General features: G+C 42.7%; 22 protein-coding genes, 1 tRNA gene and 1 riboswitch. Of the genes, 2 read left to right on the forward strand and 21 right to left on the reverse strand.

The genetic code is table 11. From position 1 onward, the window contains the following. Positions 1 to 6: 6 nt before the first annotated feature. The 4 genes from COR50_RS21395 to COR50_RS21410 form a co-directional block, all read right to left on the reverse strand. Positions 7 to 684: a succinate dehydrogenase cytochrome b subunit gene (locus COR50_RS21395; protein ID WP_098195893.1), complete on the reverse strand. Its 678-nt coding sequence runs from the start codon at positions 682 to 684 to the stop codon at positions 7 to 9. A gap of 143 nt (positions 685 to 827) precedes the next feature. Further along, positions 828 to 1,391, reverse strand: a complete 564-nt coding sequence (locus tag COR50_RS21400) for a hypothetical protein (RefSeq protein ID WP_098195894.1) — start codon at positions 1,389 to 1,391, stop codon at positions 828 to 830. 99 nt (positions 1,392 to 1,490) lie between these two features. After that, entirely contained in the window at positions 1,491 to 2,303 is an 813-nt protein-coding gene (murQ, locus tag COR50_RS21405; RefSeq protein ID WP_098195895.1) for an N-acetylmuramic acid 6-phosphate etherase, read from the reverse strand. A 23-nt stretch (positions 2,304 to 2,326) separates the two neighbouring features. Continuing rightward, positions 2,327 to 3,193, reverse strand: coding sequence for a BadF/BadG/BcrA/BcrD ATPase family protein (locus tag COR50_RS21410; protein WP_098195896.1), 867 nt, complete (start codon positions 3,191 to 3,193; stop codon positions 2,327 to 2,329). Positions 3,194 to 3,346: 153 nt separating this feature from the next. Here COR50_RS21410 and COR50_RS21415 point away from each other — a divergent pair, with 153 nt between their 5' ends. Further along, positions 3,347 to 4,954, forward strand: a complete 1,608-nt coding sequence (locus tag COR50_RS21415; RefSeq protein WP_098195897.1) for a S41 family peptidase — start codon at positions 3,347 to 3,349, stop codon at positions 4,952 to 4,954. A 742-nt stretch (positions 4,955 to 5,696) separates the two neighbouring features. Here the strand turns inward: COR50_RS21415 and COR50_RS21420 are convergent. From COR50_RS21420 to COR50_RS21455, 8 genes are all read right to left on the reverse strand, one after another. Continuing rightward, positions 5,697 to 6,161, reverse strand: coding sequence for a hypothetical protein (locus COR50_RS21420; RefSeq protein ID WP_098195898.1), 465 nt, complete (start codon positions 6,159 to 6,161; stop codon positions 5,697 to 5,699). A 13-nt stretch (positions 6,162 to 6,174) separates the two neighbouring features. After that, entirely contained in the window at positions 6,175 to 6,594 is a 420-nt protein-coding gene (locus COR50_RS21425; protein WP_098195899.1) for a hypothetical protein, read from the reverse strand. A 152-nt stretch (positions 6,595 to 6,746) separates the two neighbouring features. Continuing rightward, on the reverse strand, positions 6,747 to 7,013 hold the full coding sequence (locus COR50_RS21430; protein ID WP_098195900.1) for a hypothetical protein: 267 nt from the start codon (positions 7,011 to 7,013) through the stop codon (positions 6,747 to 6,749). 922 nt (positions 7,014 to 7,935) lie between these two features. Beyond that, the gene (locus COR50_RS21435; RefSeq protein WP_098195901.1) at positions 7,936 to 8,142 is read right to left on the reverse strand and encodes a hypothetical protein; all 207 of its coding nucleotides are present in this window, start codon (positions 8,140 to 8,142) and stop codon (positions 7,936 to 7,938) included. Between the two features lie 88 nt (positions 8,143 to 8,230). Beyond that, positions 8,231 to 9,547, reverse strand: a complete 1,317-nt coding sequence (gene der, locus COR50_RS21440) for a ribosome biogenesis GTPase Der (RefSeq protein WP_098195902.1) — start codon at positions 9,545 to 9,547, stop codon at positions 8,231 to 8,233. Between the two features lie 63 nt (positions 9,548 to 9,610). After that, the gene (era, locus tag COR50_RS21445) at positions 9,611 to 10,480 is read right to left on the reverse strand and encodes a GTPase Era (protein WP_098195903.1); all 870 of its coding nucleotides are present in this window, start codon (positions 10,478 to 10,480) and stop codon (positions 9,611 to 9,613) included. A gap of 124 nt (positions 10,481 to 10,604) precedes the next feature. After that, positions 10,605 to 10,676, reverse strand: a tRNA-Met gene (locus COR50_RS21450). 99 nt (positions 10,677 to 10,775) lie between these two features. Next, positions 10,776 to 11,081: a single-stranded DNA-binding protein gene (locus COR50_RS21455; RefSeq protein WP_098195904.1), complete on the reverse strand. Its 306-nt coding sequence runs from the start codon at positions 11,079 to 11,081 to the stop codon at positions 10,776 to 10,778. A 233-nt stretch (positions 11,082 to 11,314) separates the two neighbouring features. After that, positions 11,315 to 11,410, forward strand: a riboswitch (TPP riboswitch). 105 nt (positions 11,411 to 11,515) lie between these two features. Between COR50_RS21455 and COR50_RS21460 the strand changes: the two genes are divergently transcribed. Continuing rightward, positions 11,516 to 13,894 carry a TonB-dependent receptor gene (locus tag COR50_RS21460; RefSeq protein ID WP_098196355.1) on the forward strand — a complete coding sequence of 793 codons (2,379 nt, stop codon included), beginning with the start codon at positions 11,516 to 11,518 and terminating at the stop codon, positions 13,892 to 13,894. 161 nt (positions 13,895 to 14,055) lie between these two features. On the opposite strand, the gene argH is transcribed toward COR50_RS21460, so the two are convergent. The 9 genes from argH to COR50_RS21505 all read right to left on the reverse strand — a co-directional run bounded on the left by argH (position 14,056) and on the right by COR50_RS21505 (position 23,179). Further along, on the reverse strand, positions 14,056 to 15,387 hold the full coding sequence (argH, locus tag COR50_RS21465) for an argininosuccinate lyase (RefSeq protein WP_098196356.1): 1,332 nt from the start codon (positions 15,385 to 15,387) through the stop codon (positions 14,056 to 14,058). A 43-nt stretch (positions 15,388 to 15,430) separates the two neighbouring features. After that, positions 15,431 to 16,018, reverse strand: a complete 588-nt coding sequence (locus COR50_RS21470) for a GNAT family N-acetyltransferase (protein ID WP_098195905.1) — start codon at positions 16,016 to 16,018, stop codon at positions 15,431 to 15,433. A gap of 3 nt (positions 16,019 to 16,021) precedes the next feature. Further along, entirely contained in the window at positions 16,022 to 17,089 is a 1,068-nt protein-coding gene (locus COR50_RS21475; protein WP_098195906.1) for a M20 family metallo-hydrolase, read from the reverse strand. Between the two features lie 3 nt (positions 17,090 to 17,092). Beyond that, complete coding sequence (gene argB / locus COR50_RS21480; RefSeq protein WP_098195907.1) at positions 17,093 to 17,887, reverse strand: acetylglutamate kinase; 795 nt, start codon at positions 17,885 to 17,887, stop codon at positions 17,093 to 17,095. A gap of 6 nt (positions 17,888 to 17,893) precedes the next feature. Then, positions 17,894 to 18,847, reverse strand: coding sequence for a Rossmann-fold NAD(P)-binding domain-containing protein (locus COR50_RS21485; RefSeq protein WP_098195908.1), 954 nt, complete (start codon positions 18,845 to 18,847; stop codon positions 17,894 to 17,896). 52 nt (positions 18,848 to 18,899) lie between these two features. Next, positions 18,900 to 20,027, reverse strand: coding sequence for an aspartate aminotransferase family protein (locus COR50_RS21490; protein ID WP_098195909.1), 1,128 nt, complete (start codon positions 20,025 to 20,027; stop codon positions 18,900 to 18,902). 69 nt (positions 20,028 to 20,096) lie between these two features. Continuing rightward, positions 20,097 to 21,080, reverse strand: a complete 984-nt coding sequence (gene argC, locus COR50_RS21495; protein ID WP_098195910.1) for an N-acetyl-gamma-glutamyl-phosphate reductase — start codon at positions 21,078 to 21,080, stop codon at positions 20,097 to 20,099. Between the two features lie 45 nt (positions 21,081 to 21,125). Further along, entirely contained in the window at positions 21,126 to 22,322 is a 1,197-nt protein-coding gene (gene argG / locus COR50_RS21500; protein ID WP_232516223.1) for an argininosuccinate synthase, read from the reverse strand. 44 nt (positions 22,323 to 22,366) lie between these two features. Then, positions 22,367 to 23,179, reverse strand: coding sequence for a GNAT family N-acetyltransferase (locus COR50_RS21505; RefSeq protein WP_232516224.1), 813 nt, complete (start codon positions 23,177 to 23,179; stop codon positions 22,367 to 22,369). Positions 23,180 to 23,225 lie beyond the last annotated feature (46 nt).

Raw genomic sequence — 23,225 nt, forward strand, 5'->3', positions numbered from 1 at the left:
TCAGAATTAATTAAAGAAAATGTACAATGGGATGATGGCGAAGCCAACAGGAATAGCAATACCAAAGATCCATACGCCGATGAAATTGATAAGGCCGTTGTACTTTTTGTGGTTTAAACCGAAGGTTTGGAAAGCACTTTTGAAACCATGAATCAAGTGGAATGAAAGCGCGATCATACCGACAGTGTACAATACCACGATCCAAGTTTCTTTAAAGGCAACTTGAACCACTTTATATAAATCCTTGTATTCTTTACCATCATAGGTGTTCATAGGCAGTTCGCCGTAGTGGAATTTCCACCAGAAATTAGCCAGGTGAATCACGATAAAGATGAAGAGGATACTTCCCATGATCGCCATCTGGCGGCTAAACCATGAAGATGTTTTGTTGCCGGGTTTTACAGCATACTTTACCGGGCGTGATGCGCGGCTTTTGAAGGTCAGTTGAATGGCAATAAATGCATGTAGCACGATGATAATCTTCAATCCCCAGGCGATGAACTGGATCAAGCTGTTATGACCCATAAACTCCGCATAAGCATTGAAAGCCTTGCCATCATCTTTATACAACAACTGGAAGTTACCAGCTAAGTGTACAATGACGAAACTACATAAAAATAAGCCGGTAGCGCCAACTAACAACTTTTTACCAATTGAGGTACTAAAGAATTGTGACCATTTCATAAGATACTTTCTAAGCTTCCTTTTGTAAAATGATAAATTGAAATGACGGGCAAATTTATAACATGATTGATGAAATTCAAATGATAATTATCACAAAAACGGCACTTAAAGCCACAATTATGGCCGTTTTAAATGTGTAAAACTTACTCTAAGCGCCTCAGCATCCAGTTGTCTATCACATTAAACAGGTGTTGGGGCTGAAATGTTCGCCACTTTGCATCTTCGGCCAAGTGGATATAATGATCCAAATGGGCATGTTTAAACTCTTGCCGGGTTTGTTCCGGCATGTTCAACGCCACGATCCAGCCTCCTTCATCGCGGATATCCTCCCACCATTCTTCATAATAATCGCTATCACCGGAATGAAAATTGAGCACGTTCTCGCAAATCAGTATGTATTTATAAATGCCCTGGGGGATCATCGCATCTATGATCTCGCGCTTCAGGGTCATGATATTATCTTCGATCGCATCATTCCACTCCCCGATTAATTCTATTATGGCATAATTAAACTCGTAATCCACGAAAAGCATCTTCATGTATAGATTCGGGGCGCCAAAATAATCCCATTGCGGGTGAATATAGTAGTTGTACACCGTGTTACTAAACTCAAACTCGCTGTATTCCCTCCCGTAAAAGGGAGAAAACTCATCTTCTTCGGCCGCATATAAATGTCTCCAATTATAAAAGGGTTCAATCTCGTGCATGGCGGCAAATTACTTATTTTGATAGGAAAATGCCCATTGGTAAAATCCTAATTTTTCCTTATCCTATAATAACTAAATTGTTTAGCTAATCGTCATCAACTACGGCTGGCTTTCCGCTGCTTTCTTTACGCTACCGTACTTTAGCAGTAATTTTTTTGCCTTCTCATAATCAGTTTCCCCGGTTTGCTCCATCAACATTTTAACACCGCGGTCTACGAGCTTATCATTGCTCAACTGCATGTTAACCATCTTGTTATCTTCTACCCTTCCCAACTGGATCATCACTGAAGTTGAAATCATATTCAACACTAATTTTTGCGCGGTGCCACTTTTCATGCGGGTACTCCCGGTGACAAACTCCGGCCCCACTACCACTTCCACCGGGAAATCTGCCGCGGCAGATACCGGCGCCCCGGGGTTGCAGGAAATGCTTCCCGTCGTAATCCCGTGTGCCTTACATTGTTCCAAAGCGCCTATAACATAAGGTGTTGTACCACTTGCAGCGATGCCGATCACAACATCCTTCGGACTAATATTATACGCCTGCAAATCATTCCAGCCCTGGGATTTGGAATCTTCCGCAAACTCAACGGCTTTCCTGATAGCCGAATCACCACCGGCGATTAAACCGACTACCAAGTCGAAAGGAACACCGTAAGTAGGCGGGCATTCCGAGGCATCCACGATGCCCAAACGACCGCTGGTTCCGGCTCCGAGGTAAAATAAACGTCCCCCGGCGAGCATTTTATCAGCGATAGCAGTCACCAGTTTCTCAATTTGCGGTATGGCCTTCTCCACGGCCAATGGAACGGTTTGATCTTCCTTGTTGATGTTTATTAACAATTCACGGATGCTCATTTGCTCCAAATGATGGTAATGGGAAGCTTGCTCCGTTACTCTAATAAATTCCATACGTAGATGTCTTAATATTAAAATTATTTACGAGGGTTGATTTCCGTGTGGTATTGGATCAGTCCCGCCATTGGCGATTTAACGATCGTTCCAAGCTGCAACTCGTACAATTCGCATAGCTGTTGGATGATATCCTTGAAATACCAAGCGATGCTACCGGTAAAATGCAGGGGAACCGTCCAGCTTTCACGGTATTTATAAATATGGTTGAAGAAAAATTCATTCAAGCCATCTTCCAAGATGTTTTCGATCATAAAATGCCCGCGGTTTTCGGACAGGAAAGGGGCAAATGTGGATAAGAAGCGGTTGGGGAGCGGTTTACGGTAAACGCTATCGAGAATTTCATCCTTCGTAATATGAAATTTTTCATCGAAGTTGGCTTTCAAATCTTCATCGAAAGTATGGTAAAGGTAATATTGTACTATTTTTTTGCCGAGGTAAGCCCCGCTTCCTTCATCACCTAAAATAAATCCCAAACCGGGGTTATTTTTCACGATTTTTTCACCATCGTAGTAACAAGAGTTGGAACCTGTTCCCAAGATACTGGCAACACCTTTCTCCTTGCCGCATAAGCCTTTAGCTGCGGCAGCCAAATCATGATCTGCCTCCACGTAAGTATCCATGAACACGCTTTGCAGGCTATCATGCAATAGTTTAGCATTCTGGCTACTGCCTAAGCCGGTGCCGTAATAAAAAATCTCATCAATATGCAGCTTACGGGGCATTTGCGGTAAAAGCTCCTGTTCCAGTATATTGATAATCTGTTCGCCGGTTTGAAAATACGGGCTAATCCCCTGTGTACGGTAAGTTGCGCGGCTGTCGCCGTTGATCAGGCACCACTCAGTTTTGGTGGAACCGCTATCTGCCACTAATGTAATATTTGTAGGCATACCCAGATGAATTTAGGAAATTAAAAGATCGATGGATGAAGAATTGAAATTGAATACCCTATTTTTGCCACAAGTTAAGGAAAACGGTTTCACATTAGCAAATATTAAAAAACCGTCATCCGGGATTAAATTTTAGCGATTAATATTCGAAGTATGTCGAAAAACAGGAAATTGAACGTCTTTTTACCGTTCTTATTTGCCTTGGTATTAGCTTTGGGAATGTTCATTGGCTATAGAATGCCTACGGTTCGCAACAGTAGCTCCAAGATTTTTTTCGTCCCGAATAAAAGGGATGCCTTGCAGGAGGTAGTTGACCTATTGAAGTATAAATATGTAGATAGCGTCCATCTCGGAGATTTACAAGAAGACGCCATCAATGCATTACTCAAGCATTTAGATCCGCACTCTATCTATATTCCAGCGGAACAATTAGCTAGGATCAATGAAGACCTGAATAGTAATTTTGAAGGTATCGGTATCGAGTATTCTATGTTCAACGATACGCTCAACGTGGTCAACGTGCTGCAAGGTGGACCGTCTGAAGAAGCAGGTTTGCAAATGGGAGATAAGATTATAAGGGTTAATGATTCATTAATCGCGGGTGTTAATATTTCAGATAACAAGATTAAGTATTATTTACGCGGGCCCCAGGGTTCGAGTGCTAAGCTCAGCCTCCTGCGCGATCACCAGGAAAAAACGATCCAGGTGAAAAGGGGGATTATCCCTTTATATAGCATCAACGCCCATTATATGGTAGGCCCCGGCATCGGCTATATCAAGATCGATCGTTTCAGCGAATCTACCGTGGATGAATTTATGGCGGCATTGCGGGAGTTGACCCGTGCGGGCATGGAAAAATTAATCATCGACGTAAGGCAAAACCCAGGTGGTTTACTCGATGCAGCTTTCAGAATATCCGACCAGTTATTGGATGGTAGCAAGGTGGTAGTTTATACGGAAGGCGTTCATTCACCTAAAAAAGAATATAAAACCAATCAGCCCGGACTTTTTGAAAAAGGAGCCTTGGTAATCATGACCGACGAAAGCTCCGCTTCTGCCAGTGAAGTGTTGGCCGGCGCGGTGCAAGATTGGGATCGCGGCACAATTATAGGTAGGAGAACCTTCGGCAAAGGACTCGTGCAGGATCAATACAACCTGAGCGATGGCGGCGCATTGCGCTTAACGATTGCGCGGTATTATTTACCGAGCGGCAGAAGTATCCAGAAGTCTTACAAAGATGGCCGCGAAGCCTACGGGGAGGATTTGGAGAACCGGTATATTCACGGTGAGCTGCTCAATAAAGACAGCATCCAGATTTACGATACCGTTGAATACAAAACGGAAAAAGGCAGGACTGTATACGGCGGCGGCGGTATCATTCCGGATGTATTCGTTCCATACGACACGGCTCATTATTCTACCTTGCAATTACAGATATATCAACAAAATCTTTACAGCGAATTTGCATACGAATACTACTTGGCGCACAAAGCTGATTTTGCAGGTTATAAAGACATTAAAGATTTTATCCAAGAATTTACCATCACACCGGCAATATTACAATCGTTTTATAGCTACGTACAGAAAGCCAGTATTAACCCTACCAGGCATAGCGTAAAAGATGATGAAGATATCAGCCTGAGACTGAAAGCCTTACTGGCCAGGAAACGTTGGGATTTAAATGGTTATTACGAAGTAATGAACCAAGACGACCCGATGGTTGAAACGGCTGTGAAAAAGATACAGGAGATGGCGGAATAAAAACTATATGTAACCAGTATAGATGTAAAAGCCCGGTGAATCACGATTTGCCGGGCTTTTATTTTGACATCAGCGATGTATTGCTGGCCGATGCTTCCATACCGTAAGTGTTCGAAACCCGGGACTATAAATATATTGCGATCGATGTAAATTATAATAAATCTATTCCCTTGTATTATCATCCAAATTTTACAAAAAAAATACTGCTCCGGGTAACAACTCAATGTTGAAATTAAACTTCATTAGTTTTTAAATCGAAATTTAAAATTCCCGATAAGGAAATAAATTAAAGTTAAAAAACACAGAAAATTGATATGCAATGAAATTATTCCCGTAAAAAATCAAGAATTTGAATCCGGTACCAGGTGATCTAAATCTTTCAATAGCGCCCCTGTATCTTCGTTCCAAACATCTAACCTGAATAAAAAATCATAAGGGAAGAGAAAAGCCTATGTGACCAAATGACTGCATTCACAAATAGTAAATCTTCTTTTTCATCTGAACCTAAGTATAAAATCAAACTACTAATAAGAGCATAAAGTACCGCGGCCATCGTTCCTAATTGGAAGAGCTGTTGCTGCACATACCACTATTTCGATCGCAGAGATCATCAATAATCTTAGCAGAAATTCTCCATCATTTATTGTACTATAAAAACCTTCCATTATTATTAATAATATGAATAGGCTGAGAATAATCAACCCACCGACAGATAAGGATACCGCCAGCGCGAACTTTTTTTTTATTCATTACTAATATTAATTGTTTGTATCTCTTCTTCCAATGATGCGGCCATCGTACTATTACGGGGAGCTAATTTGACAAAATTGATAAGGAACATCAATGAAACAATCCCGATGCAAACGGCTACTAGTAAAGGATTGAGTTGATCTTCATCACCAAATTTCATCAGCACGTAAAGCAGCCAGATTAAAGGTAGAACCGTTACAATAGATTTTATTTTTTTGACTTCAAGTTTCCTATAAAAAATAATTATTATGGTATAATTCAAAATGGCGATGATGCTGTAATTAATGAAGTTCTGAATAAGGCTGTATTTCAGGAGATCCAAGTATACTTGGTGAGTATTCAATACCAGCTCGCTCTTTATATAAGTAACAACAAGATAATACCCAATAGATGTACAAATTGAATGGATCAGTAAGCCAAGCCCAAATACGGATAAGCTATATTTTAAAGGTTTCATGCAACAAATTTAATCAACGCTTCTCTTCCAATCCCCTTAATCTAAATACGATGATCCCTACAATAATTAATAAAGGATAAAATGCAATAATGCTTTCCGGGGTGAATAGCACGCTGGCTGTTTCTCTTTGTGCCCCGCGGTATAACAAGCAGCACATCACGAGAATCGGCGCCAAGGCGAAGGCCCACTTTAGCGTTACGGTATCTAAAATGTCGTGGTATGCGCTTACCAACCAATAATATAAGCACCAAAGCGCTACCCCGCCCAAGAACACGAATATGGATAACCGGATCCACAAATGCAAGATCGTGTCAAGCAATAAGTTCGCATTGATTACTTTTTGCAGGATTAAAGTAAATAAAAGTGCGCTGATTACCGGTGAGAGTAACAAGGGAAGTAGCACTACCAGGGTTATAAATTTCTTAGGTTGCATAATAGGTTAAATAGTTGCTTCGAAGAATAATTTACAAAAAAATCTTTATATATGATTCCAGTATTTCGCAAATTTATTTCAAGAAACGGGCGTATAAATCCCCTACTCCTTGTAAATCAAGGAGCAACCTGCAACGTAAAAATTAATACCGCTTAACGGTACCTGAAAGCGTAACGGGTATTTACCAACCTGCGCCTGCGGCTATCGTCCATCTTGGAGTAAACGCCGAGCGAAGCCAGTATCGCGACAAGGAACGCAAGTGCAAAAGATACCAGCAAATGTCCTAAAGGAAAACCCTCCCCGATCGATGCGGCGCTTGCCGGCGGGAAGAAAGACATGGAGATATAATAAACGATGAAAAACATCATGATCCCTGTTACGGCAAACAGGGCAGACGAAACTAATAATCTACGAAACATGAGGCATAGGTAGTTTACCAGGTTTAAAGAATCATATGGTTTTGAGGTAATCTGCTTGTCAATGGACAAAATCAATATTTAGATCTTTGTTGTTTCAACCGGGTCAATTTACAGTGTAATCCTTCATTTCTAACTCAGCATCTAAAATTTGTCAATTTATTAATATAAAACAATAACGCTTTCGTGTAAAAATTTCAAGCTGCATTTCAAAATTCAATCATATTAAATTTAAGTAAATATTTTCAATAATATATAATTTTTTTATAATTTATTTGTTTCTCCCGGCTTAAAAGCCGTTACGTATTTGAAAATACGCTCCATATTTAGTAAAAAACATGCGCGCCGTCAACCCGGGGTATGAGAATTCTCATATCCAAGCTCGTTGCATATCAATATTTTACGGCTCAAATAGTCGGAACTTTGTATTACAATAAAAGATCGGAAACCAGGAATAGAAAGGCATTCAACATCATATGAAGGGACATTAAAAATAATCTAAACACCATCCTTAAAAGGATAACACGTCCGTGTTATAAAGATACGGCTCCAAACAGCGTGCTGAAAGGAAATGTGAAAAAGTTCTGTTTTTGGACAAACCCAAGGAGGTGGGTCGTGGTAAGAGGTTGTAAGTAGGGAGTGGAACCCACCTTTCTTCTGATATTAGTAATGTTGGGGTTAAGTATAGAAGATGGATCCCCATTTTCTTTTGAAAGGCGGTAAGTGAAGTTGATAGGCCGCCTTTCTATTAATTCTCAACATGTTATATAAATTCATTTACCCAGGTAAAGACATACATACAATGGTTACACTAGGAAATATGTACAGCACGGATCTTTATCCGTGCTTTTTTGGGCACAAAAAAGCCGTTAGCAAAGTGCTAACGGCCCAATTAAGTTTATTTTTAACTCGATAGAATTAAAAATTATTTAGCAGGCTCAGCTGCAACTGTAGTATCAGCAGCAGGAGTAGCTGTAGAATCTGTTGTTACCGCGGTAGAATCTGGAGTTGTAGTTTCAGCAGGAGCAGCAGATTCAGTAGCTGCAGTAGTATCTTTTTCAGAAGTAGTACCGGCTGAATTACAAGCTGCGAAAAGACCTGCAGCGATCGCTAAAACGAATAATTTTTTCATGTTGTTTGTTTGGTTTTATAAGTGCCGCAAAGCTACTCAAAAATTATATAAAACAATAAATATTTTTATAATAAGTGTTTTCTTCTAATTATTTCTTCCTGAAAAATATCTTGATAGGTACACCGGTGAAGTCAAAGTTTTCACGCAACTTATTCTCCAAGTAGTTCTTATAAGGTTGCTTAATATCATCGGGAAGATTACAGAAAAAGGCAAATGCCGGTGTATATGTCGGCAATTGCGTCACGTATTTAATACGGATCGGCGTTCCCCTTACTACCGGCGGATGGTAAGATTCGATCGCTTTCAGCATGACTTCGTTCAAGCGGGAAGTTTGAATCTTCTTAGTCCTGTTTTCACATACCTCCAAGGCCACTTCTATCGCTTTGAAAATCCTTTGCTTCTCCACGACGGAGGTGAAGATAATCGGTACATCGTTGAACGGCGACAATCTCGATTTCAACTCCTTCTCGTAATCACGCGCCGTATTGGTTTGTTTTTCTTTAACAAGATCCCATTTATTCACCAAGATGACCAAGCCTTTCCCTTTACGGGCAGCCAAGCTGAAGATGTTCAAATCTTGCGCCGTGATACCTTTCTCCGCGTCCAGCAACAACATACAAACATCTGCTTCATCCATCGCCTTGATGGCGCGGATCACTGAATAAAACTCCAGGTCTTCGCTCACTTTATTCTTCCGGCGAAGGCCCGCGGTATCTATCAACACGAAATCTTTTTGGAATAAATTGTAATGCGTGTGGATGGTATCGCGTGTCGTACCGGCAATTTCGGAAACGATATTGCGCTCCTGCCCTACCAACGCGTTCAGCAGTGAGGATTTACCAACGTTCGGCTGACCGATAATCGCGATCTTCGGCAGCGCTTCGTTTTTCTCTTCCACCAGGAACTCGTCCGTGATCAGGGCGGTAATATCATCAAGCAATTCACCCGTACCGCTCCCGGTCATCGAGGATAGGAAATGTACATTTTCGAATCCCAGGGCATAAAACTCGGTTGCTTCTAAACGGCGGTCACTATTATCAACTTTATTGACAACTAGGAATACCGGTTTGGATGAACGCCTCAACAAGTCCGCCACATCTGCATCCAGATCGGTAATACCTGTTGCTACATCGCACATGAATATTAATGCATTGGCTTCTTCCATGGCAATTTTCACCTGCTTGCGGATCTCCCTTTCGAATACGTCATCACTATTTGATACGAAGCCTCCTGTATCGATCACGTTAAACGTTTTTCCATTCCAATCAGCCACACCGTATTGGCGATCGCGCGTCACCCCGCTCACATCATCCACGATTGCCTTCCTTTGCTCTAGCAAACGGTTAAACAAAGTAGATTTACCAACATTCGGGCGACCAACGATCGCTACTGTAAAACCAGCCATATTACCGGGTATTTAAATTTTTGTTGTTCTAAACATCTGACCAAGCCTTGCGGGTTGGTTTAATTATAATCCATATTCGCGTAAATAGTTGTCGTTATCACGCCATTTATTACGCACTTTTACGAAAAGTTCCAGGAATACCTTCCTTTCGATGAAAGCTTCGATTTCCTGGCGGGCTTCCGTTCCCAATTTACGGATCGCTGAACCTTTTTCTCCCAGGATGATCGCTTTCTGCGTTTCGCGGGTCACGATGATCTCGGCAGATATTTTCGTCAAAGTATTTTTTTCTTGGAACTGTGTAACGATGACCGCCGTATGATAAGGGATCTCTTCATCGTAAAGGTGGAAGATCTTTTCCCGGATCATTTCGGCTACGAAGAACCGCGTGCTCCGATCCGTCAGCGTATCTTCCGGGTAAAAAGGCATCCCTTCCGGCAAGTACTCAACGATCGTTTTCAACAGGTCTTTCACGCCCTTTTTCTGAATGGCAGCAACCGGTACTACTTCTTTTGCTTTTCCCCAATCTTTACATTTTTGAACCAGCGCATCCAGGTCATCTTTCATCAAAAGATCAACCTTGTTGATCACTAAAAGAAAAGGAGCTTTCAGGCGGAGCGATTCAAATAAAGCCAAGTTCTCATCCACGTTATCCTTGGCATCCATGATCAGCAATGCTAGATCGGCATCTTCCAATGCAGATTTCACGGCGCCCATCATTTTTTCATGCATCTTGTATTTCGGGTCGATGATGCCCGGTGTATCGGAGAATACAATTTGATAATCCGGCTGGGTAACGACACCGGTAATGCGGTGCCTGGTTGTTTGAACCTTGGGGGAAATGATAGCTAATTTCTCACCGATAATGGTGTTCAACAAAGTACTTTTCCCCGCATTCGGTTTACCAAAAATATTGACGAATCCTGCTTTAAACATATCTCGATTGTTTGGCCAAAAGATGAACGTACACTATTTTTTGATGATACAAATTTAGGGAGAATACCTGCATCCATTAGCTCCAATAAAAAAAGCCGAAACTACTTCGGCTTTATAAACTTTGTAGCGAGGAGCGGATTCGAACCACTGACCTTCGGGTTATGAGCCCGACGAGCTACCTCTGCTCTACCTCGCAATGTGGGTGCAAAATTAGGGGAATTCATTTTAACTACCAAATAAAATTTTAAAAATGAAGGAATTAGCGGTGGAAATAGCCCTCCACCGCTCATCCGGCTTACATCAGCTCCAATTTATGAACAGAGAGTTTCAGCGCCGTCACCATCTCGCCGTTGCTATTGTTATAACTGGCAGCGGAGGGTAAGCCCTCTACAAAAACCTTTTTCCCTTTCTTCAGGTAAGGCTCCAGGGCTTCCCGGTCCCAAAGGGCACAATCGACCCAAACGGTTTGTTCCTGCGTTTCGCCGTTAGCATCTTTTGTTTTCTCGTTATGGGCTACGGAAAAGTTCAATACACTCCGGTCTTTCACATTGCCGCAACGGGCATCTGAACCGATATTACCGATGATTTGTAATTTCAACATGTAGGTTGATTTTTTGGATTAACAAATTAAATACGAATGCCTGGCTGAAATTTATTTTGATAAGTTAACAAACATACTTCTTTATCCAGCCATAACATCCTGGTTTTTAAGACAACTGAAATTACAAACCAGGAAGGTATTACCCAAAAAAAATTTGAATAAATTCTGCTCGAAGTCATCTACCTTTGTAACGGAAACAGCGGATTATTTGAAGATTCACTTTATATCTGCAAGGTTTCACCTCGGGGTGCCTTACAATTACAGGCTGAGATCATACCCGTTGAACCTGGACCAGGTAATGCTGGTTAGGAAAGGTAAGTACTTTCACCTTACCTGTTTTATGATCTGAAAGCGGCTGAAAGCCGCATTAAATGCTTACCTCTCAAGGTAGCATGTATTTATTATTTGTAAAATCGAGTAAACAGGATCGAATCATGAGAATCTTTTTAGTATTCGCATTGCTCTGTCAATGCGCATTATTACATGCACAGGGAATTATCAGCGGAACCGTAACCGATCAATCAAGCGGTAAGCCGATAGAAGGGGTGAATATCGTTATTCAACCTGCCCTCAATCAAGGTACACAGTCCGGTACGGATGGGAAATACAGTATCAAGATCAACCACGGTCAAAATATTACGTTAAAGGCGACCTACTTAGGGTACAAAGTATTTAGCAAGAACTTAACCGTAAAGGGAAATATTACATTAGATATAGCGCTGGAAGAAACGGGCTTATTTGTAAAACCGGTAGAAATATCCAGTACCAGGGCCTCGAAGAATGCCCCCTTCACCAAATCGGAGTTATCTGCGGAAGATATTCAAAAGCAGAACCTCGGTCAAGATTTACCGTTATTATTAAACCAGTTACCCGGTGTTGTTACCAACTCCGATGCAGGGAATGGCGTGGGTTATACCGGCCTCAGGGTTAGGGGATCCGATATTACCCGGATCAACGTTACGGTGAATGGCATACCGATCAATGATGCTGAATCCCAGGGTACATTTTTTGTAAATATGCCGGATTTTGCATCGAGCTTGAACAGTATACAATTGCAACGCGGGGTCGGCACTTCGACCAACGGCGCGGGAGCATTCGGCGCTACCTTGAACCTCAGCACCAATACTTATAATGAAAAAGCTTACGCTAGCTTCGATAACAGTTACGGTTCTTACGATACATGGAAACATACCATCAAGGCAGGAACCGGCTTGATCAATAAGCATTTTACTTTCGATGCCCGGCTTTCCAAACTATCATCCAACGGTTATGTAGACAGGGCTTCATCCGATTTAAAATCTTATTACACTTCGGCTGCTTATATATCCAAGAATACGGCGATCCGCTTAAATATCTTCTCAGGTAAAGAAAAAACGTACCAGGCCTGGAACGGCATCAGCAAGGAACAATTGGAAAACGACAGGACTTATAACTCTTCCGGAACAGAAAAACCGGGTAAACCATATGATAATGAAACCGATAACTACCAACAAGATCATTACCAATTGTTTTACAACCAGGTCATCAGTCCTGCATTAGATTTCAACATTGCATTGCACCTGGCACGCGGCAAAGGCTACTATGAAAATTATAAAGCCGGGGAAGCATACGGAGATTACGGACTGACGCCGCCGATTATTGGCTCCGATACAATTCGCAACACCGACCTGGTTCGGCAATTATGGCTGGATAATTACTTCTACGGAACGGTTTTCTCATTAAATGGGCATCACAGCAAGTTAAATTGGACTTGGGGCGGCGGTTACAACCGCTATGACGGGAAACATTACGGTAGGATTCCTTGGGCAGAATACCCGGTAGATATCAATTATGAATGGTATCATCTAAAAGCTTTTAAATCGGATGTAAACACTTATTTAAAAGGAGAATACACATTATTAGATCAATTGCAGGTATTTGCCGATATCCAATATAGGCATGTCAAATATAATATTGATGGTTTTAGAAAGAATCCCGGCTTAATTCAACATAATCTATATAATTTTGTGAATCCGAAAGTAGGCGCCCGGTACACCATTAATAAGCAACAACAACTTTATGCTTCGTTCGCAGTGGGTAACAAGGAACCAAACAGGGATGATTTTGAGGCAGGAATTGAACAAACACCCAAGAGTGAACGTTTAGAAAATATAGAAGTAGGATATGTTTACCGCCATCAAGATGTAGTATTGCAGGGAAATTTGTATTACATGAATTACCACAACCAATTGGTTTTAACAGGAAGCATTAATGATGTTGGAGCGTACACGCGCACCAATATTCCCGACAGTTACCGCGCCGGTATTGAATTACAGGCTGCAACAAATATTACGGACTTCATGACCCTTTCTGCTAACGGTGCATTCAGTAAAAACAAAATCAAATCTTTTACAGCATTTATTGACGATGATTATTATAGTGGGGTACCTAAAGAAGTAAATTTAAAAAATACGGATATTTCTTTCTCGCCAGCCGTAGTAGCGGGTTATACCTTAAGTGTAAAACCTGTGAAAAATTTAGTGATAGAATGGTTAGGAAAATACGTAAGTAAGCAATATCTTGACAACACATCTACTGAAGATGCTACTTTACCATCTTACTTTGTTAGCGATGCAAGGATCAATTACCTTGTGCCTCAAAAATTATTTAAAGAATTAGGCTTACAATTGATGTTGAACAACATATTCAACAGGAAATATGTAGCAAATGGGTACACTTACACCTATTTCGCTAGTAACCAAGTAGCCGCAGAGAACGGATATTACCCCATGGCAACATTTAACGTGCTGGCCGGGGTGCATATCTCTTTTTAAGTTGTACCCATATCCGAGACACATACAGAGAGCACCTAGCCATCGTTGCTACGGTGCTTCTCTCATTTCATCATCCTGGAGAGAGGATGAGAGAATGAGAGAATAAGGAAAGCCAAGGCATACCTTGGCTCAACATACATACCTTGGATCAACGCATATCTCTATTTCAACAACCCATCCACCGCTTCGTGTACCCGCTCGAAATGAAACCCTTCCAAGACCGACTCCATCATTTGTTGGATAGCAGCCGTTTGAAGGTTATTAATGCTTCCTTCGTGCGTATGGTTCACCTCTGTGCTGGCCACGTATTTTCCGGACTCGATATCCATCCCCACTTGCTTATACGCTTCCCTGAAAGGTACGCCGCTTAGCACCAGGTTATTCACCACTTCCACGCTGAATAGATACTTATATTTTTCATCATCCAAAATATTATCTTTCACACGGATGTTTTCAACCATTAATTTCACCATCGACATACAGTCGCGCAAGGTTTGAAAAGCCGGGAACAGATTCTCTTTCAACAATTGCAGATCCCGATGGTAGCCTGATGGCAAGTTAGTAATCATCATCGCGATTTCATTCGGCAAAGCCTGCAATTTATTGCCATGGGAACGGATCAATTCCCAAACATCCGGGTTTTTCTTATGCGGCATAATGCTGGAGCCGGTTGTTAGTTCATCCGGGAAACTGATGAAGCCGAAGTTCTGATTCATAAACAAACAAGCATCCATCGACATTTTAGCCAAGGTGGCACCGAGGTTCGCCAAAGCGTAAGCAACGATTTTCTCGGTTTTACCACGCCCCATTTGGGCATATACCACGTTATAATTCAAATCATCAAATCCTAATAATTGGGTCGTCATCGTACGGTTCAACGGAAAAGAAGAACCGTAGCCTGCCGCGGAGCCCAGGGGATTCTTATTGACAACTTTATATGCGCTTTTCAACACTTCTAGGTCATCTACCAAACTTTCCGCATAAGCGCCGAACCATAAACCAAAAGAGGAAGGCATCGCGATTTGCAGGTGCGTATACCCGGGCAGCAAATACCCCTTAAACGCTTCACTTTGCTGTTGTAATAAATCGAATAAGGATTTTACATCCTTTACGATGCTCTCCAACTCAGCACGTAAGAACAATTTCAAATCAACTAAAACCTGGTCATTCCTAGAGCGGCCGCTATGAATTTTTTTACCGGATTCTCCCAAGCGCCGGGTCAATAACAGTTCCACCTGCGAATGAATATCTTCCACTCCATCTTCCAACACGAAGTCCCCCTGCGAAATTTCACCGTAAATATTTTTCAATTCCTGTTGCAATGCAGATAACTCTTCTCCGGTCAACAGACCGATAGATGCCAGCATCTTCGTATGCGCCAAAGATCCCAGCACATCGAAAGGCGCCAAGTAAAGATCCATTTCCCGGTCTTTACCAACCGTGAAGCGTTCCACCGAAGCCAAGGCGGTTTTATCTTTTTGCCACAATTTCATATTCAGTTTATTTAAATCACCGGGCATTCTTATACCCGGCTGGTTAAAAATCGTATTTGCTAAATATCCTTTCTTTCACCCCCGGCCATTCCGATGCCAGGATACTAAAGTAAACGGTATTCCTCCTATGCCCGGAGTAAGTGATCATATGTTCCCGTAAAGTGCCTTCATACTGCGCCCCGATGCTTTTAATCGCCAGCTGCGATTGCCGGTTCCGTTCATCTGTTTTCAACTCTACCCTATTGAAACCCATCACTTCAAAAGCATGTTGCAATAATGCATATTTCATCGCTTTATTGACTCCGCTACCATGCAACTTGGGATTGAGCCAGGTCGATCCGATTTCCAAACGTTTATGTACTTCAGAAATATTCATATACCTCGTACAGCCAACAACATTCCCCTGCTCACGATCAATTACCACGAAAGGAATAGAAAGTTCGGCTTCCCTTTCCTTGATGGCTGTTTCGATATATGTTGTCAGATCATTGACAGTATCCAGGCTTTGAACCCCGACTTCCCACAATTCCGGATCCAATGCAAAAGGTAATAATGCTGCAACATCATCCACATGCAAAGGGCGGAGCAACACTCTTTTATTCGAAAGTTCCGGTTGAAAATCGATGTACATAATTTATATGTTGATCATTTCTAATAATTGAATATAAGTATCAATTCCCTGCCTGATCTCCTCCACGTAAATAAACTCGTCTGCCGAATGTGAACGGGCCGAATCGCCAGGGCCAATTTTAACTGAAGTTACCGGGATCAGTGCTTGGTCGCTCGTAGTCGGTGAGCCATAAGTTTGTTTTCCCAATTTCAGTCCTGCCTGTACTATGGGATGATCCACAGGGATCGATGAAGAGCGCATTCTCATGGAACGCGGCTTCACCTCGCAGGCTACATGGCTACGGATAATATCGAGTACTTCTTCCAGGCTGTATTGATCCGGCACGCGGACATCCACGACGAAAGTACAATCAGCCGGAACAACATTATGCGCTTTATTACTTGTATTGATAACGGTAACGCTCATCTTCACGGGACCGAGCGTTTCAGAAACCTTCGGAAACTGGTAATTTTTAAACCATTCCAGGTCAGGTAATGCTTTATACAAAGCATTTTCTCCCTCTTCGCGAGCGGCATGGCCCACTTTCCCGGTTACCGTACAATCCAATACCATCAAACCTTTTTCAGCGATGGCCAGATCTGTTTTCGTCGGTTCTCCCACGATAGCCAGGTCAATTTTGGGTAATTGATCCAAAATACATTCAATCCCGTTTTTACCACTGATTTCTTCTTCCGCTGTACCTGCAAAAACAATATTATAATGCAGGTCATCCCGATGATAAAAATGTACGAAAGTATTGAGCAAACTCACCAAGCAGCCGCCTGCATCATTACTCCCCAAGCCGTATAATTTTCCATCTTCAATGGTTGGAGCAAATGGATCACGGATATATTGGGGATTAGGTTTCACCGTATCGTGGTGGGAGTTCAATAAAATGGTAGGTTTATCAGCATCAAAATGTTGGTTGATGGCCCAAACATTATTCAAATGCTGTTGAAACGGGATATTTCTTTCTTTCAAGAAATCGGCCAAGAGCGCTGCTGTCCCCTGTTCTTCGCGGCTTAATGAAGGTGTTGCGATTAACTGCTGCAATAAGTTCAATGCGTCCTGGAAAAGTTGTTCATTCGACATGGGCTAGTATATTAAAGTTCCGGCAACATCCGCGGTGGTATTTTGCAAAACATCATCGGCATGGCCGATCAACACCTCTTTTACACCGTTATCGATCGCTGCGAATGCATTGTCTAACTTCGGGATAATACCATCGAATAAAGCTTTTTCATCCAGCAATTGTTGATAAATAGAACGGTTAATCTTGTTAATGACCGTATTATCATCATTCGCATCCCTTAATACTCCTTTCTTCTCAAAACAAAAGACCAACCTAACTTCGTAAATAGCAGCTAATGCAATGGCGAGCGAGCTGGCAATCGTATCTGCATTCGTATTTAATATCTGTCCATTACCATCATGTGTTAACGGGGCAAAAACAGGCGTCAGTCCACCGTTAATCATGGAGATCAAGGGTGCCGTATTGATTGCTGATGTTTGAATATCGCCTACAAAACCGTAGTCGATCGTTTTAACGGGTCTTTTTGTAGCGGGAATAATATTCCCATCTGCACCGCAAAGACCGATAGCGTTACAATGATTCGCTTGCAAACTAGCCACGATTTTCTTGTTCACTAAGCCCCCGTACACCATTGTAACCAGGTCGATAGTATCAGCATCCGTGATACGGCGACCATCAACATATTTCGATGCTATCCCGAGCTTATCACCGAGGCGCGTGGCAATTTTACCACCGCCATGAACCAAGATCACGTGGCCTTTTATGGCAGCGATATTTTTTAAAAAAGTAGACAGCAATGCTTCGTGATCGATGACATTGCCGCCTACTTTAATAACATATAGAGCTTGTTTATCCATCAGAATTTATTGGTTGCGCAATATTTCGCTGATAACAGCTTGCGCGGCCCAGGTACGGTTACCCGCTTCCTGAACGACTATAGAATTTGGCCCGTCCAGGACCTCATCAGCGATCACCAAGTTCCTACGAACGGGCAAGCAGTGCATCACTTTTGCGTTGTTCGTAACTTCGAGGTGTTTATTCGTTAACATCCAAGAAGAATCGGAATTGATGATCTGGCCATAGTCTTTGTAAGATGACCAATTCTTCACATAAATATAATCCGCATCTTTCAATGCTTCCTGCTGGTTATAGATTACCGGTGCATTGCCTACAAACTTAGGATCCAGCTCGTACCCTTCGGGATGCGTAATCGAGAAATCTACTTCATCCCAATTGTTCATCCATTCAGCGAAGGAATTTGGAACGGCCTGCGGCAATGCTTTTACATGCGGCGCCCAGGTCATTACCACTTTGGGTTTACGATTTTCTTGCCAGGTCTCGCGGATGGTTAATGCATCCGTTAAACTCTGCAAGGGGTGCAAAGTGGCGCTTTCCAAGCTGATCACCGGTTTGCCCGCATACTTGATGAATTGTTGAATATACTTTTCTGTATAATCTTCAGCTTTATCTACCAAGCCTGGAAATGTACGGATGGACAAGATATCGAAATACTGTCCCATCACGGCGGCGGCTTCTTTCACATGTTCCGTGGTACTGCCGTTCATCACCACGCCATCATTCATTTCCAAGGCCCAACCTTCTTTCCCGATATTGAAAACGATTACTTCCATGCCGAGATTCCTAGCAGCTACCTGCGTGCTCAAGCGTGTACGCAAGCTAGGATTCAAAAAAATCATACCCAGGGTTTTCTGGGCACCGAGTCCTTTATCTTTGAAAGGATTCTTTTTATAGTCCAAAGCGATATCCACCATACGGGGCACGCCCGGCACATCGTCAACGGAAATAAACTGTTTCATTGTTATGGCCTAATGGTTGTTTTGTAGCGGTACAAACCGCCCTTTGTTGTAACTAAATATTGATTTCTTTTCTAAAAGCAGTTAAGAACCGGTCTGCATGTTCCTGGCTCAGCGCCAAGGACGGCAATAAACGGATCACGTTAGGCTTGGCTTCGCCCGTGAAAATCTTGTGTTGCATCAACAGGTTTTTCCTCACATGCGCTAAAGAGTCAGGTAATTCGATACCGATCATCAGGCCGCGACCTCTTACTTCTTTCACATTTGGCAAAGCCTGTAATTCTTTCACCAGGTATGCGCCTAGTGCAGTAGCATTTTCCATTAATTTTTCCTGTTCCATCACTTCCAAAACGGCCAAACCGGCGGCGCAAGCCAGGTGATTCCCCCCGAAAGTTGTGCCCAACAAACCGTAAGACGCCTGGATATGCGGTGCAATGATGATGCCACCGATCGGGAAACCATTGCCCATTCCTTTCGCCATCGTGTAAATGTCGGCATTTACCCCGGCATAATCATGGGAGAAGAATTTCCCGCTCCTGCCGTATCCGCACTGAACCGAATCCGCGATGAATACCGCGTTATTGGCATCGCATAAGGAACGGATCTTCTGTAAAAATGCCGGGGTAGCTACCTGTATACCACCGACCCCTTGGATACCTTCAATAATAACGGAAGAAACTTCGTATTGTTGAAAGGCCGCTTCCAGCGCAGCTTCATCCAACCATGGAAGAAATACTACATTGTCCGTTTCATTCACGGGAGCCACGATCTTAGGATTGTCCGTAGCGGCAACGGCCAGCGAAGTCCTGCCATGAAAAGCCTTCTTAAAGGCGATGATCTTCTTTTTACCATTATGGAACGAAGCCAATTTCAAAGCATTCTCATTGGCTTCTGCCCCTGAATTACAAAGAAACAATTGATAATCTTCCTTACCGGAAATCTTGCCCAGCTTGGCAGCTAATTCTTGCTGGATCGGTATCTTGATAGAGTTGGAATAAAATCCGACTTTATTGAGTTGATCTGTTAGTCTTTTAACGTAATGCGGATGGGTATGCCCGATGGAGATTACCGCGTGACCGCCGTACATATCTAAATATTCCTGTCCTTTATCATCCCAAACGAGGGAGCCTTTGGCTTTTTCTATTACGATATCATTGACAGGATAAACATCAAAAAGATTCATGATTGATTCATTTGTGAATTGTGATGAGGAAAGCATTCTAAAAACATCCCCGCGGGTAGGCTGCAAACATTAAAATACGATGGACTTCAATTTCAAACCGGCAGTTTCTTCCAAGCCGAATAGCAAGTTCATGTTTTGAACAGCCTGCCCGGAAGCGCCTTTGATCAAGTTATCCTCGATAGAATGAATCACCAACTTATTACCCACTTTTTCTAACTGGATCAATACCTTGTTGGTATTCACTACCTGTTTCAAGTCAATTTGCTTGTCGCTCACCGTTGTAAAAGGATGTGTTGCATAATAATCCTTGTAGAGCAACACCGCTTCATCCAGCGTCAAATCACAATCCAGGTACGAGGTGATCCAGATCCCCCTGGGATAATCTCCCCTTACCGGAACAAAATTAATATCCTCCGCGAACGATGATTGCAGTGTGCTCAAGGTTCGTCGGATCTCTTTAAGATGTTGATGTGTCAATACTTTATATGTAGATACATTATTCGCTCTCCATGTAAAATGCGAAGTAGATTGCAAGCTCTGCCCCGCCCCGGTAGAACCTGTAATGCCCGTTGTATGCACTTCTTTCAATTTTCCGGCCTTTGCCAAGGGCAATAAACCTAATTGAATCGCTGTAGCGAAGCAGCCGGGATTGGCAATATTTTGCGCAGTGCGGATCGCTTCCCGGTTACATTCCGGCAAGCCGTAAACGAATTCGCGATCTCCGGCCGTTTCTCCCAGGCGGAAATCTTGGCTCAAATCAATGACCTTGATATGGGCGGGCAATGGGTTCGCTTCCATCCATTTCTTAGACTCCCCGTGACCGAGGCACAAAAACAAAACGTCTACTTCGTGATGAATAGCATCGCTGAACACTTGTTCCGTTTCACCCAGCAAATCTGCATGCACCGCATACAAAGGTTTACCGGCATTACTACGGCTATGCACAAACGAAATGGTCACCGAAGGGTGGTTCAATAATAAGCGGATCGTTTCACCGCCCGTATAACCTGCACCACCTATAATTCCGGCCCGAATTGTTTGTTGATTGTTCATCGTTAGTTGAATCGATTTATAAGGATTTGAAAATCTGCTGTTGAATTATTTCTCCTGGTCTGTTTTCACCTGGTGGTAGATCATAGTTTGATTACCAAATATTTTGCTGAAACCGCGCACATCTTCACCGGACCAGCCCTGGTTCATCTCGCCGTATTTACCGAATTTGCTGCTCATCAGGTCGTAAGGCGATTGAATACCCGTTACTTGGAAGCGGTAAGGCATCAAGGTAACGTTCACGGAACCTGTTACATGTTCTTGTGAATGCTCCAGGAATGCCTCGATATCACGCATAACAGGATCCAGTATCTGGCCTTCGTGCATCCAGTTACCGTAGAATTGGGCCAATTGATCTTTCCAGCTTAATTGCCACTTGGTCAAAACATGTTTTTCCAAGGCATGGTGCGCCTTGATAATCACCATCGGCGCAGCCGCTTCGAAACCAACACGCCCCTTGATACCGATGATGGTATCTCCTACGTGAATATCGCGGCCGATCGCGAATGCCCCGGCAATAGATTGCAAATATTGGATGGCTTCGGTAGGATGAGAAAATTGTTTATCATTAATCCCGGTTAATTCACCCTTCACGAAATGGAGGGTAACTTGTTCGGGGTCATTTTTCGTAAGTTGTGTAGGGAATGCGCTTTCGGGCAGCATACCGTCGCTGGTCAATGTTTCTTTACCGCCAACGCTGGTTCCCCAGATACCTTTGTTGATGGAGTACATGGCCTTATCAAAGTTCATGCTTACCCCTTTGGACTTCAGGTATTCAATTTCTTGTTCGCGGCTCAATTTCATATCGCGGATGGGGGTAATGATCTCTGCACCCGGGATCATGATATGGAAGATCATATCGAAACGCACCTGGTCGTTACCGGCGCCGGTACTACCGTGCGCCACGGCATCGGCACCCACTTCTTTCACGTATTCGGCAATGGCCAAAGCCTGGCTCATCCTTTCAGCGCTTACGCTTAAAGGGTAAGTATTATTTTTCAATACGTTCCCGTAAACGAGGAAACGGATCACTTTATCGTAATAAGATTTTACCGCGTCAACAGTTTTATGGCTTTTCACACCTAAATTCAAGGCACGTTGTTCAATTTCCTTCAATTCTTCTTCAGAAAATCCGCCCGTGTTAACAATCACGGAATGTACTTCATAACCTTTCTCTTCCGTTAAATATTTTACGCAATAAGACGTATCCAATCCGCCACTAAATCCTAATACAACTTTTTTCATGATGCCTAATGAATTTTTTTACAGGTGTTGAAAAATTAAAATACTTACAAGGAAAACAGGAAGAAGCGTTTTTTATTGCTCCCGGCGCCGCCGCCATTTTGCTCTTTACGGTTTTGCTTGAGGAGTACGTATTTTTTGAAACGCATCCACCGTTCAAACAACTTGATGTTTCCTTTAAACTTCCTTTTCTTCCGCAAGCCGGAAGCGGAGCGCACCGTTTTTATCATTTTCGCTTTATCGGCAACCACTTGTTTCTCCAATGCCTCTTTTTCCGCGGCCTCCCTGGCTTTTTCTTCAGGATCGTACAGCATGGCCGTACAGATGCAGTTTTTCCGGTTCTTGGCTGTCAAGATATCAAAGTTGACACAACTTTGGCAACCTTTCCAAAACTCTTCATCATCTGTTAACTCTGAATAAGTTACAGGTTCGTAACCCAGTTCGGAATTAATCTTCATCACTGCCAGCCCGGTAGTAAGACCGAAGATCTTGGCATGCGGGTATTTTTTCCTTGATAATTCGAATATTTTATGCTTGATGGACTTCGCGACGCCATGTCCGCGGAAAGCGGGATTCACGATCAAACCTGAGTTGGCAACGAATTTTTCGTGCCCCCAGGCCTCGATATAACAGAAACCGACCCAATCCCCTTCCTGCGTGGTGGCAATTACGGCCTTGCCTTCATCCATTTTTTTCTCTACGTAATCCGGTGATCTTTTGGCAATACCTGTTCCCCTCGCCTTGGCCGACGACTCCATTTCATCCGTGATAATTTGAGCATAATGCTTATCTGCTACGGTTGCAACCCGTACTATGATATGTTGATTTTCCAACTTATTAAAATTGAAAACGTTATCCAAATGTGGTTGAATTTATTCCTTGGTAATGCTAGGAATACAGCAGTCA

This window comes from Chitinophaga caeni, from assembly GCF_002557795.1.
GTDB lineage: Bacteria > Bacteroidota > Bacteroidia > Chitinophagales > Chitinophagaceae > Chitinophaga > Chitinophaga caeni.